The 17,214-nt window shown below is 67.0% G+C and carries 17 protein-coding genes and 1 pseudogene; 15 read left to right on the top strand and 3 right to left on the bottom strand.

All coding sequences use genetic code 11. The features are described 5' to 3' along the window. From JK364_RS56645 to JK364_RS53120, 12 genes and pseudogenes are all read left to right on the top strand, one after another. Positions 1-186, top strand: a pseudogene (locus tag JK364_RS56645) (hypothetical protein); the annotation flags it as partial. Positions 187-502: 316 nt separating this feature from the next. Further along, positions 503-772 (top strand): hypothetical protein, encoded by a 270-nt coding sequence (locus tag JK364_RS53165; RefSeq protein WP_201858688.1) that lies wholly within the window; start codon positions 503-505, stop codon positions 770-772. A gap of 28 nt (positions 773-800) precedes the next feature. Further along, a complete protein-coding gene (locus JK364_RS58380; protein ID WP_372462103.1) occupies positions 801-890 on the top strand; it encodes a putative leader peptide in 90 nt (29 codons plus the stop codon). A 662-nt stretch (positions 891-1,552) separates the two neighbouring features. Next, positions 1,553-2,452 (top strand): LLM class flavin-dependent oxidoreductase, encoded by a 900-nt coding sequence (locus JK364_RS53160; protein WP_230993922.1) that lies wholly within the window; start codon positions 1,553-1,555, stop codon positions 2,450-2,452. After that, positions 2,442-3,743 (top strand): LLM class flavin-dependent oxidoreductase, encoded by a 1,302-nt coding sequence (locus JK364_RS53155; protein WP_201858686.1) that lies wholly within the window; start codon positions 2,442-2,444, stop codon positions 3,741-3,743. The genes JK364_RS53160 and JK364_RS53155 overlap by 11 nt, the downstream gene beginning before the upstream one ends. A gap of 190 nt (positions 3,744-3,933) precedes the next feature. After that, on the top strand, positions 3,934-4,092 hold the full coding sequence (locus JK364_RS57900) for a hypothetical protein (protein ID WP_201858685.1): 159 nt from the start codon (positions 3,934-3,936) through the stop codon (positions 4,090-4,092). Positions 4,093-4,113: 21 nt separating this feature from the next. Further along, entirely contained in the window at positions 4,114-4,707 is a 594-nt protein-coding gene (ssuE, locus tag JK364_RS53145; protein WP_201858684.1) for an NADPH-dependent FMN reductase, read from the top strand. A gap of 39 nt (positions 4,708-4,746) precedes the next feature. After that, the gene (locus JK364_RS53140) at positions 4,747-6,393 is read left to right on the top strand and encodes an ABC transporter substrate-binding protein (RefSeq protein ID WP_201858683.1); all 1,647 of its coding nucleotides are present in this window, start codon (positions 4,747-4,749) and stop codon (positions 6,391-6,393) included. An 11-nt stretch (positions 6,394-6,404) separates the two neighbouring features. Next, positions 6,405-7,409 carry an ABC transporter permease gene (locus JK364_RS53135; RefSeq protein WP_201858682.1) on the top strand — a complete coding sequence of 335 codons (1,005 nt, stop codon included), beginning with the start codon at positions 6,405-6,407 and terminating at the stop codon, positions 7,407-7,409. A 98-nt stretch (positions 7,410-7,507) separates the two neighbouring features. Next, complete coding sequence (locus JK364_RS53130; RefSeq protein WP_201858681.1) at positions 7,508-8,266, top strand: ABC transporter permease; 759 nt, start codon at positions 7,508-7,510, stop codon at positions 8,264-8,266. Beyond that, positions 8,161-9,954 carry a dipeptide ABC transporter ATP-binding protein gene (locus tag JK364_RS53125; RefSeq protein WP_307841706.1) on the top strand — a complete coding sequence of 598 codons (1,794 nt, stop codon included), beginning with the start codon at positions 8,161-8,163 and terminating at the stop codon, positions 9,952-9,954. Before JK364_RS53130 ends, JK364_RS53125 begins: the two co-directional genes overlap by 106 nt. Before the next feature lie 579 nt (positions 9,955-10,533). Next, positions 10,534-11,412 (top strand): aldo/keto reductase, encoded by an 879-nt coding sequence (locus JK364_RS53120; RefSeq protein ID WP_201858680.1) that lies wholly within the window; start codon positions 10,534-10,536, stop codon positions 11,410-11,412. A 256-nt stretch (positions 11,413-11,668) separates the two neighbouring features. Here the strand turns inward: JK364_RS53120 and JK364_RS53115 are convergent, their stop codons facing one another. After that, positions 11,669-12,511: an urea carboxylase-associated family protein gene (locus JK364_RS53115; protein WP_201858679.1), complete on the bottom strand. Its 843-nt coding sequence runs from the start codon at positions 12,509-12,511 to the stop codon at positions 11,669-11,671. A 49-nt stretch (positions 12,512-12,560) separates the two neighbouring features. Beyond that, positions 12,561-12,833 carry a hypothetical protein gene (locus tag JK364_RS53110; protein WP_201858678.1) on the bottom strand — a complete coding sequence of 91 codons (273 nt, stop codon included), beginning with the start codon at positions 12,831-12,833 and terminating at the stop codon, positions 12,561-12,563. 215 nt (positions 12,834-13,048) lie between these two features. Between JK364_RS53110 and JK364_RS53105 the strand changes: the two genes are divergently transcribed. Beyond that, positions 13,049-14,266, top strand: coding sequence for an alanine racemase (locus JK364_RS53105; RefSeq protein ID WP_201858677.1), 1,218 nt, complete (start codon positions 13,049-13,051; stop codon positions 14,264-14,266). 198 nt (positions 14,267-14,464) lie between these two features. On the opposite strand, the gene JK364_RS53100 is transcribed toward JK364_RS53105, so the two are convergent. After that, positions 14,465-15,370, bottom strand: a complete 906-nt coding sequence (locus JK364_RS53100) for a MurR/RpiR family transcriptional regulator (protein ID WP_201858676.1) — start codon at positions 15,368-15,370, stop codon at positions 14,465-14,467. A gap of 133 nt (positions 15,371-15,503) precedes the next feature. Here JK364_RS53100 and JK364_RS53095 point away from each other — a divergent pair, with 133 nt between their 5' ends. Both JK364_RS53095 and JK364_RS53090 read left to right on the top strand, forming a co-directional pair. Beyond that, entirely contained in the window at positions 15,504-16,397 is an 894-nt protein-coding gene (locus JK364_RS53095) for a carbohydrate ABC transporter permease (protein ID WP_201858675.1), read from the top strand. Continuing rightward, positions 16,394-17,214, top strand: an 821-nt coding sequence (locus JK364_RS53090; protein ID WP_201858674.1) for a carbohydrate ABC transporter permease, incomplete at its 3' end; no start/stop codon positions are given. The genes JK364_RS53095 and JK364_RS53090, both read left to right, overlap by 4 nt.

Genomic DNA, 17,214 nt, shown 5'->3' with positions numbered 1-17,214 from the left:
CCCGCGGCGGCCCCGCTCCGCCGGGTGCCGCCGCGGGCATCGGAAGGACTACATGATGGTTGCGGCAGGCTTTCCTCGTTCGACACCATGCTCGACAAGGCCAACCATGTCCTGAAGGAGATCGAGCACGTGGCGTCGTCGAGTCAGTCGCAGCAGCTTTATGTCCGCCAAGATATCCAAGGGTAGGCGGGCAAGTCGAGCATAAATCTGCAGGCGACTGATGAGGTTCAGCTCACATCGTGAGGTAGGCCCGAGCTGGAATGCGAATAGTTGAGCGTATCGATCACAGTCAGCCGCATCGGCCCGCCAGCTCCCTGCGTGCGGGACGACAGCGGCGCCGCGTCGACCCCTGGACAGCAAGCCGTACCGGGCCGCCAACCTCCTCCGCACCGAGGCGACTCCCCGGCACCTGTGCCGTGCCGGAGTAGTGGTAGTTGCGGTGCCAGAGCCGAAGTACCTGGGCAGCGCTTCATGAGACCAGCCCCCTGAGAGCGGTCTCGGCATGGTCGATGACTGGGTAACGACGTTTTCTCGCCCGTTGCCGTTGCTACCGGTGCGCCCTGATACCAAGGTCGTGAGCAATCTGCTGGATCGGCAGGCCGGCTGCGATGAGATCGAGGACCTTGCGCCGGAAATCGTCCAGGCAACTATGAGTTGCAGAAGCCTACTTGAGTGTCTGGAGCGTCATCCGTCGGGCACGATGGCGCCACCAGATCCGGGGCACATCAACTCCACGAACCGCTGGTCAGCTCAGCACCTCTACTTGACCTGACCAACCGCTATTGGCTAGCTTCGGAGCCATGAATAAGCAGATGGTACTCACGCGTCGACGCCACGTTGACCTGGTGCGTGTGTCCAGCAGCTTCTGTCGCTGTCGTGGCGTGGCCTGAACGCCGCCCGGCCAATGCCGAGCCTGAGCGTTGGCGCTCTTGGGTGTACTCGCTATGTCCTGGACTGATCATCTGACCGATCGGGTCTGAGTCCTGTCTGCATCGAGGCTGACCACGCGCGTCCTTTGTCTCTGCGGTGCAGTGTTCTCCTCCTCTCTGCATGTCATCTCGGCGTTCTGCCTCTGCCACACGTGCGACAGCCGCGCGTCCATGCAGCACAGGCGTCACCCTGTCTCCTTCCATCCGTTTCCCCCTGTCTATTGCGTGGAGTCCACCGCTCCCTAAATACCGCCAATTGCCGTTTCTCGTGCTGCTGGGTTCCCAACCTCAGCGACGGCCTGGTCGCAAGCAAGATCGAGCAGCGCATCGACTGGCACTACGACAACGACCGGCGGCTGGCTGTGTTCCTGTACGACACGGCCAAGGACTTAAGGCCTGGTCGTCCCGGTGCTCGGTGCTCGCGCGGCTGAGCGCGCACCACGTACGACGAGACAGAAGACCCGTGCGATCGCATCTTCGGCGCCGGCGACCGGCTTCCGGACCAGCACAAGGGCACCCGTTATTGAGGTGGTACCGCCTACCCGCCGCCGAAGTAGAGCATCGCGCTGAGCGTCTGACTCACGACCTGCAACACCAATCCGAGAAGGCAGAGCATGACCAGATTGCCCCCCGACCACGCCCCGCCGCCCGTTCTGGTGGCGGTGGCCAGATCGACCCTGGGGGAACTGCTGTCCCCGGATGGTGCGGCCGAATTGCCTTGGCTCGCAGAGCGGTTGGACGCGGTTGCGGACGCGCTGCTCCTCGGCGTGGACATGGTCCATGAACCAAGCCTGTCCCCGGACGCGGACGCGGACGCTGGCGGGGTCGGTATTGACCCGACGATCGCGGCGATCATGCTTGCCCACCACACCCGTCGCGTAGGGCTGGTTGTTGCCGCCGTTGTGCAGCGTGATCACCCGTACAACGTCGCGCGGCGGCTGGCGAGCATCGATCACGCTTCTGGTGGTCGGGCCGGTCTGCTCATCGGTGTCGAAGATCATCGGGCCGCGGCCGGGTCGCCGTGGACGCGGGCCAACCCCGTAGTAGCGGCGGCAGATGCGGTGACCGTGATCCGTGCGCTGTGGCGCAGCTTCCCGGTCGACGCGATCGTCGCGGATCGGGAGTCCGGTGTGTTCGCCGAGTCCCACCGGATCGTCGCTGTCGACCATCGGGGTGCCTTCGATATCGCCGGACCCTTGCAGGTGCCGTGGAGCCCGCAGATCTGGCCACCGGTCCTCGCGTGGTCGGCAGGGACAGCGGAGCCGGCACTCGCACAGATCGCCGATGTCGTGGTCGGCCCGGAGACCACTCAAGCGGTGCTCCATCAGGTGGGCAGCCTCGCCGAGCTGCGTCGGCTCCTGCGCACCGCGGCGGAACCCGAGCGCTCGCCGGGCAACCCGATCCCGCTGCGGACGCGGTTCGGCCTCGCACCGGCAGACCCGCCGACCGAGGGCAGGCAGGCGTTCCCGGACCCCGCACACAGCACCGATGAGGAAGACAAGGTGGTACTCCATGCCCGCTGAGCTGAGGCGGCATGTCATCCTCAACGTCAATGTCCTCGATGTCGGCTTCACTCCTGATGCCTGGCGCCACAACGATCTGGACCGGCTGGCGTTCGCTGACGCCGGGTACTACCAGCGGATCGGACGGATCGCCGAGCGCGGCACGCTCGATGCTCTTTTCCTGGCCGACAGCCCCGGGCTGGCGGACCCGCGAGTCAAGCCGTCCCTCGGCCTGGAACCTACGCTCATCCTCGGGGCGGTCGCCGCGGTCACCGAGAATCTTGGTCTGATCGGCACCGCGTCATCGACGTTCAACGACCCGTGGGAGCTCGCGTACCGTTTTCTGTCCTTGGACTACGTATCAGGCGGGCGGGCCGCATGGAACGTCGTCACGTCCTGGAGCCCCGCTGCCGCTGCCAACTTCGGGCTTTCCGAACTTCCGGACCGGGACGCGCGTTACCGCCGGGCACGTGAGTTCGTCGAAGTCGTGACCTCACTGTGGCGGTCCGCAAACGGGGGGCCGGCGGTCGAGTACCGCGGTGAGTTCTTCGACATCAGCGGGCGGCTGCCAGCGCCCGTCTCGGCGCAGGGTTTTCCGCTGCTGGTGCAGGCCGGCGGCTCTCCGGCCGGTCGGGAACTGGCGGGGCGTGAGGCGAACGCCGTCTTCTCCGCCGAGTTGAGCCTGCATGCGGGGATCGAGCATTACAACCACGTCAAGGCTGTGGCGGCTGCGGCCGGCCGCGACCCGGCACAGGTGAAGATCCTTCCTGGTCTTATCACGACGATCGGCAGCACCGAGGGGGAAGCTCGTCGGCGCCACGAGGAGACACAGGCATTGTCCCGGGGTGGCTTTCCGCTGAGCGAACTGGCCGGCGCGCTCGGCGTCCGGCCGGACGAACTGGACCTGGACGCGCTGCTGCCGAGGAAGGTCCTCAACGGCCCGCCGGACCCGGCACATTTCACAGGGTCGCTCGGATTCCGGGAGTCGGTGGTGCGCTTGGCCACAGAGGAGGGGCTGGTCGTTCGTGACCTGCTGACCCGCTTGGCGGGTGGACACGGTCACCGACAGGTTGTGGGTACCCCGGAGCAGGTGGCCGACACGATCGAACAATGGTTCCGTGCCGGTGCTGCGGATGGGTTCAACCTGATGCCCGACCGCTTCCCCGATGGCTTGGAGGTGTTCGCCGACCATGTCGTCCCGCTGCTGCGCAGGCGTGGCCTGTTCCGTCACGAGTACGAGGACCGCACGCTGCGCGGGCGGCTGAACATCCCGATCTCCCAGCCGGCTGCCGCGATACCGGTGGGGTCATGACAAGAGCAGAGGCGAGGACGGCCGTGAATTTCTGCTCGCGCAGCCAGGGAGTGATCAGGGCGAGCGCAGTGCAGCAGACCGACCAGTCCGCCGCTGTCGGCAGGGGCGTGTGGCAGGACGCCCCCTCGAGGACCTGGCGCAGAACAACGACAGCTTCCGTATCGGGCTCATCAGTGCTTGAGAGCAGATCGTGGCCTACAAGCATCTCGGCGTCGACCTCTTCGTCGCCGGTTTCCTGGACCGCCTAAAAGGGGTCGTGTACTTCGGGCGGAAGTTCCTCCCTCTCGTACGCGACCTGGAAGCCGCCGGATCTTTGGCCGAGCTGGCTGCCGAACCCGTCACCGTCTGACCCTGAAGGAACCCGACCGCCATGGCCACCGTTCTCTCCCTCTCCGGCAGCCCCTCCCCTCAATCGCGCACTGCCCGACTGCTGCGCCACCTCGACCGCCGGCTGGAGTGTCAGGGGCACACCGTACTCCCGCTCGATATCCGCGATCTGCCCCCCGAGGCCCTGTTCGGGGCCGACTTCGCCCACCCGGCACTGCGAGACGTCACCGATCTGGTGGCCCGCGCCGACGGGCTGGTCGTCGCCACCCCCGTCTACAAGGCCGCCTACTCCGGCGCGCTGAAGGCCCTGCTGGACCTGCTCCCGCAGCACGCGCTCACCGGCAAGACCGTGCTGCCGCTGGCCACCGGAGGCAGCACGGCCCACGTCCTCGTCGTCGACTACGCGCTGCGGCCCGTCCTCACCTCCATGGGAGCGCACCACGTCCTGCCAGGCTGGTTCGTCCTCGACCGAGCGATAGACGTCGCCAGCGACGGCAGCGTGGTGCTGGACGAGGACACTGCAGCAGCGCTTCACCCCGTCGTCGACCGCTTCTCGGCCGCCCTGGTCTCGCTCGACGTGCCGGCCGACGGTGGCGAGCCGACCCACCCGCCCACGTTCTCCGCCCTGAGTGTCTGACCCACAACCTGCAACAACACTTCCCGAGAAAGCAGAGCAATGACCAGACGGCCCCTCCGACCGCGCTTCGTCGCGTTCGGCAGCAGCACCCTGCTCCTGAGCGGACTGATCTCGGGATGCAGCAGTTCCAGCGGTGCCGCCGAGAGCGGCGGCAGTACACCCGTCCAGGGCGGCACCATCACCTACGCCCACGTACAGGAGCCCTCGTGCATCTTCGGCGGCTGGATACAGCAGGCCTATATCTCCCGGCAAATCCTCGACGGCCTGGTGACCGAGGATGACAACGGCGCCATCAAGCCGTGGCTGGCCACCGCCTGGACCGTGTCACCGGACGGGCTGAGCTACACCTTCACCCTCAAGTCCGGGGTCAAGTTCACCGACGGTACACCGGTGGATGCCGCGGCGATCGCATGGAACTTCGACCTGTGGGAGAACCACAGCGGCAATGCCAGCGCAAAAGTCTCGATGGACCCGTACTACAAGTCGGCCAAGGCCCTCGATCCAACGCACGTCAAGATCACTCTGAACAAGCCGTTCCCGCAGTTCCTCAGGCTGATCACTCAGGGCTACTACGGCATCCAGTCGCCGACCGCGTTCAAGAGCCGGACGCGGCAGGAGAACTGCGAGAAACCGATCGGCTCCGGCGCGTTCAAGGTGAAGCAGTGGAAGCGAGGCGAGGAAGTGGTGCTCGTCAAGAACCCGAACTACACCTCCTGGCCTGCCACTGCCAAGCACCATGGCCCCGCGATCGTCAACGAGGTCGACTGGAAGTTCGTGGCGGACGGTGTCTCGCGCTACGCCTCCCTCACCACCGGTCAGGCGAATGTCGTGTACCAGGTGCCGACCTCGAACTGGACCGATGCCCAGCAGAAGTACCAGCCCATCCGCTTCATCACCCCCGGCAAGCCGGTCTCGTTCAACCTCAACACCAAGCAAGGGGTCTTCACCGACAAGCTCGTCCGCCAGGCATTCGCGTACGGGGCCGACCGCAAGGCCGCGGTGAAAGCCGGTTTCCACGGTGTGATCCCCTACGAGGGCAACCCGGCGCTCGACCAGGCGACGCCCGACTACAACGCACAAGCCGCCCAGGCGTATCCATTTGACCAGGCCAAGGCCAACGCGCTGCTGGACCGGGCCGGCTGGAGGAAGGGGGCCGCCGGCATCCGGACAAAGAACGGCAAGAGGTTGACCGTCCGGCTGGTCTACGGATCGGGCTATGTCCTCACGAAGGAGGGCGAGACTGTCCTGCAGATACTGCAGGAGCAGTGGAAGCAGACGGGCTTCGAGGTCAAGCTCATCCCGGCGACGCAGGCTGAAGGCTTCAGCGGCAAGTACTCCTCCCCGAGCACGTACGACGCCACGCCGGAGTACTGGTGCAACTCCAGCCCGGCGGTCCTTTGGATTGTCTGGCGCCCGACCACCAAGGCCGCTCCGAACTACAACAACGAGTCGTTCTACAACAACGACCAGCTCGCGAAGACCATCCAGCAGGCCAACACCGAACAGGACACGGCGAAGGCGGGACAGCTGTACCAGAAGGCCCAGCAGGTGGTCCAGGACAACGCGGTCAGCATCGGCCTGTACCCGCAGACCTCGCTCTACGCGGTCGCGAAGAACCTCAAGAACGTCTGGTTGGAGAAGAGCCAGGGCGAGCCCGTCTTCTCGGACGCATACTTCACCAAGTAAGTGATGTCAACGTGACAACGATAGAGACTGCGGTTCCCTCGGTCACTCGACGGCTGGCGGTACGTTCCGGCGTGCGGCTGGCCCTCCGGCTCGTCATCAGGATCGCGAGCGCCGCAGCGATGGTCATCGCCGCGGCATCGCTCACCTTCTTGGCGCAGTTGCTGATGCCCGGTGACCGGGCCACTGCTCTGATGAACGTGCAGACCGGCCAGCAGAAGCGGTGGACCGCCGCTGAACTGGCCCCCGTGAACAAAGAATTCGGGTTCGACCGCCCGCTGCCAGTGCAGTATCTGCACTACCTCGGCGGTCTGTTCCGCGGCGACCTGGGCACCTCCTACACCCAGCACCGCCCGGTGACGCAGGTGATCGGCGGCCAGCTCGCCCCGACCCTCATCCTCACCCTGGGCGCACTCGTCACCGCCTGGGTCCTGGCCGTCGCGATCACCGTGCTGACGGTCAAGCGCACGCGGGCCGTCAGCGCGCTCGGCTCGACCTGGGAGGCGCTGACGGCCAGCCTCCCGAACTACTGGGTCGGCGTCGTCCTGCTCGTCGTGTTCGCGGTGAAACTGCCCCTCTTCCCCGTCATCGGCGGCAGCAACGCATGGGGCACCGTGCTGCCATTGGCCACCCTGGCCATCCCACTGGCCGGCTTCCTCGGTCAGGTCACGAGAGACGAACTGGAGAAAGTGCTCGACCAGCCCTTCGTCACCACGGCACGCACCCGAGGCATGAGCGACACCGCCGTACGGCTGCGACACGCGCTGCGGCACGCGGTACTCCCGGCGATCACCCTGTCCGGCTGGGCGCTCGGCGCGCTGGTGTCGGGTGCCATCATCACGGAGAACATCTTCGCCCGCCCCGGCATCGGGCAAGTGCTCGTCACGGCAGTCAACACCCGGGACGTGCCGACCGTGTCGGGCATCGTCCTGGTGGTCGCTGTGGCCTATGTGGTGGCGAACCTGCTCGTCGACGTCGCCTATGCGCTCGTCGACCCACGACTGCGAGGCCGCTCATGACCGTCTCTCCGCTGCCCACCGCCGGGGCCCGCCTCGTCAGACTCGACCGACTCCGAATCCGCCCGAGCACCGCGGTCTCGCTGATCGTGGTCCTGTGGGTGCTCCTCGCCACCATTGCCCCCGACCTCTTGACCAACCGCAGCCCAACAGCGATCGACCTCGGCGGCACCATGCAGGCACCGTCCTGGAACCACCCCTTCGGTACGGACCAGGCCGGCCGCGACCTGTTCACACGAGTCATCTACGGTGCCCGCCAGTCCATGGGAATCGGGCTGGGCGCCACCGCGCTGGCCATGGTGATCGCTGTGCTGCTCGGCTTCACCGCGGGCCTGGCCGGCGGCTTCCTCGACGCCGTGATCACCCGCGTCGTGGAGGTCACCTTCGCCTTCCCGGCCCTGCTGCTCGCCCTCCTGGTGATCTCTGTCCGCGGACCGTCGCAGGCCACCGAGCTGATCGCGGTCGGGATCGGCTCGGCCCCCGGCTATGCCCGGATGGTACGCGGCCAGGTCCTGAACGTGCGGCAGGCCGCCTATATCGAGGCGGCCGCTGCGCTCGGCCACAACCGCTGGACGGTCATCCGCCAACACCTGTTCCCGAACGCGATGCGCCCCCTCGTCGCGGTCATGACGCTCGGCATCGGACAATCGGTGGTATGGGCGTCGAGCCTGTCGTTTCTCGGCCTTGGTGTGCCACCGCCGAGCTCGGAGTGGGGAGCCCTGCTCGACGCCGGACGGGAATACATCACCACCTCGTGGTGGCTGGAGATCCTGCCCGGCCTGGTGATCATCGTGGTGGCGCTGGCGGCCACCAGCCTGGGCCGGACGCTGCAACACAAGCTGGAAGGAGCGGCCTCTTGACCGCGCCCACCACCCTTGACGACACCGGCGACGATGCGGCTGCCCCCGCACCCGACGCCGCTCCCGACCTCCTCACCGTCGAAAACCTGCGGGTCTGGTTCGGGACGACCGAGGTAGTCAAGGGCATTTCCTTCACCGCGCGCCCCGGACGCTGCCTGGCCATCGTCGGGGAGTCCGGCTCGGGCAAGAGCGTCACGGCTCGTACCCTGGTCGGGCTCACCGGCGCGAACTCCCGGATGAGCGCCGAGCGCATCGACCTGGCAGGTGTGGACCTCACCCGGCAGTCCGACCGGTCCTGGCGCTCCATTCGCGGCCGGGACATCGGCTTCGTACTGCAGGACGCGCTGGTCTCGCTCGACCAGCTGCGCCGCGTCGGCGACGAGGTGGCCGAACCGCTGCGGCTGCACGGCTGGGGGAACAAGCGGCGCCGGGCCGAGCGCGCGGTGGAACTGCTCGACGCGGTCGGCGTGCCGGAACCCGAACTCCGGGCACGGCAGCGACCGTACGAACTCTCCGGCGGCCTGAGACAGCGGGCTCTGATCGCCTCGGCGATCGCATTGGATCCGAAGCTGGTCATCGCCGACGAGCCGACCACCGCCCTCGACGTGACGGTGCAGGCGCAGGTACTGGACCTGCTGGCCGCGTCCAAGACCCGCGGCACCTCGATCATCCTGATCAGCCATGACCTATCGGTCGTGGCGCGTCTGGCGGACGAGGTCGCCGTGATGCGCCGCGGCGAGATCGTCGAGTTCGGCACCGCGCACCAGGTGCTGCATGCCCCGACGCACGACTACACCCAGCACCTGCTCGACGCGATCCCGTCAGAGCACACGCGCGGCACTCGGCTCCTCCGCCCGCCCGAGGGCACCACCGAAGGCCCCCGCACCCGCCGGCCTGTCGACCGGGATCGTCCGGTGGTACAGGCCCGCAACGTCAGCAAAGTCTTCCGCGGACCGGACAAGATCAACCGGACGGTCGTCGACGACGTGTCGTTCGACCTGTACGCGGGGGAAACGCTCGGCATCGTCGGCGAGTCCGGCTCCGGCAAGACGACGACCGCTCGCATCACCCTCGCGCTACTCGAGGCGACGTCCGGTGACGTTCTGCTGCACGGCCAGCCCTGGTCGGATATCCCGACCGCAGCCAGCCGCCCGCTGCGCAAGCAAATCGGTATCATCTACCAAGACCCCCTCAGCTCCTTCGACCCCCGCTGGCCGGTCGGTCGTATCCTCTCCGACGCCCTGGCGACGGGCAGCCGTCCGCCGTCATCCAAGGCGGAGGCCCAAGAACGAGCAATCCGGCTACTCGAACAGGTGGGCCTGTCCGACAAGCACCTCACCACGGCACCACTGCGGCTGTCGGGCGGGCAACGGCAGCGGGTCGCCATCGCTCGCGCCCTCGCCCCCGAGCCAGGGATCATCGTCTGCGACGAGCCGGTCTCCGCGCTGGACGTATCTGTGCAAGCCCAGGTACTCGACCTGCTGACGGAACTTCAGGACGACCTGGGCGTCAGCTACCTGTTCATCTCACACGACCTCGGCGTCATTCACCATGTCTCGGACCGGATCCTGGTGATGAAGAGCGGCAAGATCATCGAGCAAGGCGACGCCGACGACGTCTTCCAACAGCCACAACACCCGTACACACAGCGGCTGCTCACCGCCCTACCACAACTGGCCCAGGCATGACCGCTGCCGTGAAAAGTCGGACGCCCGACGCAGAGCTGAGCAAGCGGCTCACCCCTGCGTTCCCACGGACCGCCGAGGCCAAGATCTCCCGCCAGACCCATCGACGCCTGCAGCACGAGCAGGTCGAGTGGCCGCGTAAGAGCGACTTCGGCCGGATACGCGTCTCAAAGGACCACAGCGGCCTCGGCACCAGCCGTCTGCAATCGGGCGATAACCGGACCATCCTGGCACAGAACTGCAAAGCAGGATCCCGCCGCGCACCAGGCGGCAAGCGCGTCTGGGTCGACCAGCCACTGACCCTCGGCCCCGTGAGACACACCGGCCACAAACGTCGCCCCGGCGCAGGCCCGCTGCCAGGTGCGCCGCAGCCATTGATGAATCCCGATGGCGGTACAGCACCGGACGCACCAGCCGGACGGTTAACAGACTCGTCGCACCGCCCCGACAGCACAAACGCAGCATTAGTCGGGCGAAAACCGTCCGGCCGTATCCGGACCGAGCACCCGAGGCATTCGCACCCCCGTACGAACACTCAAGAGATCTTCGACGCAATCGCCGTCCCCTCGTCCGAAGGACATCATGACCAGCCCCGCTCATTCCCGCCATACTGAAACTCCCGGCACCTTCTCCCTCGGTGGTGACCTACCCGTCCACCGGCTCGGTTACGGAGCCATGCAGCTAACCGGCCCCGGTGTATGGGGCGAACCTGAGGACCCCGACGAAGCCGTGCGTGTACTGCGGCGCGCCGTGGAATTGGGAGTAAACTTCATCGACACCGCCGACTCCTACGGTCCCTTCGTCAGCGAGCAGTTGATCCACAAAGCGCTCCATCCCTACCCGGACGACCTCGTCATCGCCACCAAGGCCGGCCAGACGCGCTCAGGACCGAACCAATGGAGTCCTTTGGGCAGGCCCGAATATCTGCGACAGCAAGTCGAGCTGAGCTTGCGTCACCTTGGTGTGGAACGCATCGACCTCTTCCAGCTGCACCGCATCGACCCCAAGCTGCCACTGGCCGAACAGCTCGGCGAACTACTGCTCCTGCAACAGGAGGGAAAGATCAGGCACATCGGCCTGTCCGAGGTCACCGTCGAACAAATCAACCAGGCCCGCGAGATTGCGGACATCGTCTCGGTGCAGAACCTGTACAACCTCGCCAACCGCAGCGCCGAGAACGTCCTGCACTACGCCGAGCGCGAGAACCTGGCCTTCATCCCGTGGTTCCCCATGGCCACCGGCGTACTCGCCCGGCCCGGCGGCCCGTTGGACAGCGCAGCCAAGCGACGCGACGCGAGCCCGTCACAGCTCGCGCTCGCCTGGCTGCTGCGTCGCTCCCCGGTAATGCTGCCCATCCCCGGCACCTCGCGAGTCACCCACCTCGAGCAGAACGTCACGGCCGCCGAGATCACACTCACCGACGAGGAATTCGCCGAGCTGGCTGACAGCCTCAGCGCCTGACCCGCCCGCCACCCACAAATCGAGCACTGATTTCCCTATGCGCGGTCGGCACAGCGAACGCGGCAGCAGGCGTCCCGCTGTCCGCCTTCACGGTGGACGGCGTGCCGACGGAGGGGCTGACCTGCTGGCTGGACCGGGCGCTGCTGGCACACGGCGGCAGGCCGACCTGGGGCGGGTCCTAGCAGCCGCCGAAAATAGGGTGCCTGCCGGAAGCTGGGTACGCTCTCTCCTCTCGTGTGACGTGCCGGGGCGCGGGTCAGCTCTGCCAGGTGGGGCGGGTCATGCCATGCAGGTTGCGGTAGGCAGCGCGCTGTGGCTGCTGCCAGTCCTTCAGCAGTTCGGGGTCGACCTTGTAGACCTCGACGCCGATGGGGTGGCAGACCTCGATCGGGTCGTGTGCGTCCGGGCCCCACATGGGGACGGACAGGTCGCCGCCGGGGCAGGTGGACAGCGCGCACAGCAGGTCGAGCTCGGCGAAGAATTCGAAGTGGTCGCCGGGGCGGGCCGGGCAGTCCTTCATGAAGTACTGGTCGTGCTCGTTGAGGCCGGTGCACTGGAAGACGTTGAGGACGTCGTGTACGTCGGACTCGGCGAGGCCGTACGGCAGGACGGCCCGGACCAGGTTGGAGTGGCAGTGGAAGTCGAAGTCCTCGCCGGTCAGCATCCGGTTGACGTAGGGGTCGCAGCGGGTGCCGAGCAGGTCGTGCACCCGGCCGCCGTCGGCGTCCGGTCCGTAGTCGGCCAGCGTGTCGCTGGTGATGGTCAGCAGCGGGCGCAGGAAGGGCAGGTTCGACCACAGGCGGTCGTAGGTGCTGACGTGGGCACGCTGGAGCTGCCGGGTGCGGGACGCCCACAGACGTTCCCGGGGGTCGTTGAGGTTCCAGATGTTGAGGTCGCCGACCTGCGGGCCGTCGATGGTGACCAGTCGGCACAGGTGGCCGGCGGGGACCTCCCACGCCTTGCCCGAGCGGATCGGTATCTCGAACTTGTCGACCAGCTCACGGCCTTCGGGAGTGCCGGACACTCGGTCGTAGAAAGCCTTGTCGACATCGAGCGGGCCGCCCTTGGTGGCCTGGTAGGCGGCAGCGGTGAGGGCCACGAAATCCTCCTGAAGCTTCGATGGGGGATACGGGAGCACGGGCAGGAAGTCAGCCCTGACGAGCGGCTGCGGCGGCGCGGACCATGTCGACGACCTGGCGCTCGGAGTCGTCGAGGTAGGAGCGCAGCATGGTCGCGGCCTCGTCGCGGCGGCCCGACTGGAGCAGGTCGCAGATTTCGCGGTCGCGCTTCACCCACTGCTCCTGGAATGCGGGTTCGTGCGGGAACTCGGCGAACGCCAGGCGCAGCTGCGCGACGATGGTGTTGAAGAAGTGGCGAGTGCGCCTGACCCCGACACCCAGCCGGCCCCGGCCGAGCGACACCCGGCATGGTCTGCCACGGCTGTCCTCGCCGATTCCAGCGCATCGCCTTGAACGCGCTGCCCGTCTGGGCAGCGGTTCTTATCGGCGGATACCGGATGCCGCCGCGAAACGCCGCCCGCAAGGAGCACGTCTCGGTCCGGGCCCAGCGCGCTGTGAGCCCTGAGCTCATCCACTGGCGCTGACGCCTTGCCGAGCAGCCACCCGAAGGAACAGTCGTGATTCCCGCCGTATACCCCCAACTGCGTCTCGACGCCGCAGCCCTCGATCACAACATCCGCGTCATGGCCGACTGGTGCAAGACCCATGACGTGGCGCTCTCTCCCCACGTCAAGACGACGATGTCCGCTCCCATCATCGAACGGCAGGTCGCGGCCGGCGCCGTCGGCGTCACCGTTGCCACCGTCGACCAGGTCGCGACCGTGCTCGGCTGGGGACACAACACCGTCCTCATCGCCAACCAGATCGTCGATCCCTTCGGACTGGCGCGGCTTCGGGCCTGGCTCATCGCCGAGCCGGAACGGAATATCCGGTGCTTCGTCGACTCCGCGGACGGCGTCATCGCGGCGAATCAGGTGTTCGGCGCGCACGGCCCCGCTCTTGAGGTGCTTCTGGACATCGGCACCCCCGGTGGCCGCACCGGAATCCGTGACCCGGAGCAGGCCCGCCGCACAGCGGAGCTTGTCCGAGCGACTCCCGGACTCCGGCTCGTGGGAGTCGCCGGGTACGAAGGCGTCGCCCCGAACAAGAGGATCGACGAAGTGATTGCAGCTGTGGACGAACACTGCCGCCGGGTCCGCGACGTCTACCTCGACGTCGCCGGACTCTTCGAGACCGACCGCCCCGTGTACTCGATGGGCGGATCGGCCTTTCCCGACCGAGTCGTCGACCTCCTCCCGACGGACGACGACGTTCCGGGTACGGTCCGGTTGCTCAGGTCCGGTTGCTACGTCACGCACGATCACGGCGTCTACGCCCGTGTGAGCCCGATTCCCGGCCTCGTCCCAGCCCTGTCCGTGCGCGCGGTCGTCGTGTCAGCCGCCGAGGACGGCACCGGCGTGGTCGGAGCCGGGAAGCGCGATCTTCCCTACGACGCCGAGACGCCGATCCTCCTGTCCGCCAGCACGGCGGCCGGACAGGACAAGCCCGATGCACGCGGACGTGTACGCGCGTTGTACGACCACCACACCGTGCTCTCCGACGCGTGGAACCTTGAGGTGACGGATGTCGTCGAGTTCGGGATCTCGCACCCGTGCTCGGCATTTGACCGGTGGCCCGAGTACCTCGTCACCAACGGCCACGGCGATGTGATCGACGTCTGGCGCACCGACTTCCGCCGGTCGTCGATCGAAGCTCACCATCGGCAACAACGGCAAGGCGTAGTTCCGGTCGACGGGTTAGAGCCTGTCGGGTGGCTGATCGTAAGCGGTACGTGATCGTGCTTGCGAGTGCTGGGCATGGCGAAGGCCCCGCAATGATCACGTGGTGTGTGCCAGTGTGACAACTCCGGGGCCGTCAGCGGCTCATGCTATCCGTCCAGCCTCACCGATGCGACGCGGAGTGCGGCCTCGAACGTGCCGTTCATATCGAGTGCGACCAGAGTGCAGGGGAGACGGCTATCAGACATGGAATCCTCACAGAGTGTGCTCGGCCGTCACGTCGGCCATGGCATCGAGAAACTCACGGGAACGCTTGGGGCGGCTGAGGGCGATGCCGACGAACAACGTGTCCAGCACGGCCAGGCGCGCGAGCCGGGTCGTCATTGCTTCCAGGCGGAACCCGAGGTCCGGGCCGCCTGCGACCAGGAGGTGATGTGCGTGCTTGGTCAGGGGCGAGCGGAGGTGGCTGGTCACTGCCACCACCCGGGCTCCGCGACTGTGTGCCGCCTCGACCGCGGTCAGGGTCTCTTTGGTGGCGCCGGTGTGACTGATCGCGAGCACCGCGTCCCGGTCTTCCAGCGCTCGGGCGATGAGATGCTGGGCGAACGTGTCGGGCGGCGCCTGCACCATAAGCCCCAGTGTTGTCAGCCGATAGGCGAAGTCCTGCGCGGGCGCAGATGATGTGCCGTTGCCGACCACCAGGATCCGCCGGGCCTCGGTCAGTGCCTCGAGTGCTCCCTCGTACGCGTCCAGATCCAGTGTGCGGGCAATATCCTCCATGATCACAGCACTGTTGTGCAGCACCCGCCGGGGAATGTCCCGCCGTGGGGTTCGCGGGCCGATGTCCTCGGCGCGCTCGAGGTCGTCACGGTCCCGTTCCTGGGTGGCGAGGTCGCTGGCCAAGGCCAGCTTCAGGTCGTGGAATCCCTTGAACCCCAGCCTCTGGCAGGCTCGGATCACCGTGGACTCCGCGGTCCCGGCCCGGTCGGCCACCTCGGACACCGAGGAGGTCAGCGCCCGCGACGGGTCCTGCACGATCAAATCGACGACCTTCAACGCACTGGGCACCAGCCCTGTCCGCCCTGCCTGGATAGCAGCGGCGACTTTGCCCGTGCGGAGGCTGGGAGGGCTGTTGGTCTTCGCGCGTTTCTTTGCTGTCACATGAGGGACCATACCTCCCCTCGACCGGCCTAGGGAGGAGGATTCCTCAGCATGCACTTATCAGAGGGAGCATTTTTCCTTCGTTAACCGGGCGGACGCTGCCGGGTCATCCGGGCTCCTTAGCGTCCCCAGTATGAAAAGACCGAAGCGGGCGCGGCGTGAGCACGCTCTGGGCTGGGTACTGACCGGCCCGGCGATGTTCCTGTTGGGCGTGTTCGTAGTGGCGCCGGTGCTGCTGGTGCTCGTGCTGACCGTGTTCGACTACGACCCGTTCACTCATGCATTCCAGTTCGTCGGCCTGCGAAATTTCCAGCGGGTGCTGCCCAGCCATGAGTTGTGGCAGGCGACCATGAACACGATCGAATACACCGCGATCACGGTGCCCGTGACACTGGGGGGCGGCCTCGTGATTGCCCTGCTCATCCATGGCCTGTCCCGCGGCGCCGGGTTCTGGCGCAGTGTGTACTTCCTGCCCGTCGCTGCGACGCTCACCGCGATGTCGGTGGTGTGGCGGTTCCTGTTCTACCCCGGCAGCGGGCTTGTGGACTCCACGCTCGGTGGTTGGTTCGGGCTGCGGGACTGGCTGGACTCGACGAGTCTCGCGCTGCCGGCGGTGGCCGTAGTCGGCAGTTGGGCGGGCCTGGGCAGCGCGGTGGTCCTCTTCCTCGCCGGTCTGTCGGCGGTTCCCGCGCACCTGCACGAGGTGGCGGCTCTCGACGGCGCGAGCGCGTGGCACCGGTTCTGGACGGTGACCTGGCCCGCTCTCGGCCCCGCCACCGTGTTCACCCTGGTGCTGACCGTCCGCGACGCGCTGCGCGTGTTCGACCAGGTACGGGTGGTGACCGGCGGCGGCCCCCTCAACAGTTCGCAGACCCTGTCGGTCCTGCTGTGGCAACGAGGCATCAAGTTCCTCGACATCGGCGGCAGCTCCGTAGTCAACCTGGTCCTTCTCACGATTCTGCTCGGCACCACTCTGCTGCAGCTGCGCACCTTCGGGCGTCGCTGGGAAGCGGCGGGAACACGATGACCCTGCGCACCCGCCGGCTGATCGGCCAGCTCACCCGCCACTTCCTGCTCGCCGTCGGCGGCATCGTGATGCTGCTGCCGTTCGCGATCATGCTGCAGACGGCGTTCACCGCCACCGGCGCCTCGTTCCACAACGGACTGTCCAGCTTCACGGTGGCGAACTTCACCACGGTGTGGGCGCAGCAGCCATGGCTGCGCCTGTACACCAACACGGCCGTGATGACGGCCCTGATCTTCCTGGCCCAGGTGGCGATCGGGCTGCCCGCCGGGTTCGCCCTCGCCCGCCGCGAGTTCGCGGGGAAACGGGTGGCGACGCTACTGGTGATGGCCTGCCTGGTCGTGCCGGCCCAGGTCATCGCCCTGCCCAACTTCGTGCTGCTCGCCCGGCTGGGCTGGACGGACCATCTGGCCGCCCTGGTCGTACCGTTCGCCGGTTCGGCGCTCGCCATCTTCCTCTTCCGTCAATTCGCCCTCACCCTCCCGCAGAGCCTGTTCGACGCAGCCCGCCTGGACGGGGTCGGCCCGGTTGCGCTGGTGTGGCGGGTGGCTCTGCCGAACATGCGACCCGCCCTGGTCACACTCGGCGTGTTCAGCGTCGTTTCCCACTGGAACGACCTGTTCTGGCCTTCGGTCATGCTGCAGACCGACCAGGCGGCGACTGTCCCCTACGCCATCGCCACCTACGCGACCACTGAGGGCTTTACCGACTACGGGATGCAGATGGCGGCGGCGAGCCTGGCCGTGCTGCCCCTGCTCCTAGGATTCCTGGCCACGCAACGGCAGTTCGTACGCGGCATCGCCTTCTCCGTCAACAACGA

This window comes from Streptomyces endocoffeicus (genome assembly GCF_016741935.1).
GTDB classification, from domain to species: Bacteria; Actinomycetota; Actinomycetes; order Streptomycetales; family Streptomycetaceae; genus Streptomyces; species Streptomyces endocoffeicus.
This window is presented reverse-complemented; position numbering and strand designations above follow the sequence as displayed.

Bases quoted from the DNA above. Each gene is read 5' to 3' on its own strand.
- JK364_RS53095 (WP_201858675.1), top strand. From the start codon at position 15,504: ATGAAAAGACCGAAGCGGGCGCGGCGTGAGCACGCTCTGGGCTGGGTA.
- ssuE (WP_201858684.1), top strand. From the start codon at position 4,114: ATGGCCACCGTTCTCTCCCTCTCCGGCAGCCCCTCCCCTCAATCGCGC.
- JK364_RS53165 (WP_201858688.1), top strand. From the start codon at position 503: ATGGTCGATGACTGGGTAACGACGTTTTCTCGCCCGTTGCCGTTGCTA.
- JK364_RS53140 (WP_201858683.1), top strand. From the start codon at position 4,747: ATGACCAGACGGCCCCTCCGACCGCGCTTCGTCGCGTTCGGCAGCAGC.
- JK364_RS53120 (WP_201858680.1), top strand. From the start codon at position 10,534: ATGACCAGCCCCGCTCATTCCCGCCATACTGAAACTCCCGGCACCTTC.
- JK364_RS58380 (WP_372462103.1), top strand. From the start codon at position 801: ATGAATAAGCAGATGGTACTCACGCGTCGACGCCACGTTGACCTGGTG.
- JK364_RS53155 (WP_201858686.1), top strand. From the start codon at position 2,442: ATGCCCGCTGAGCTGAGGCGGCATGTCATCCTCAACGTCAATGTCCTC.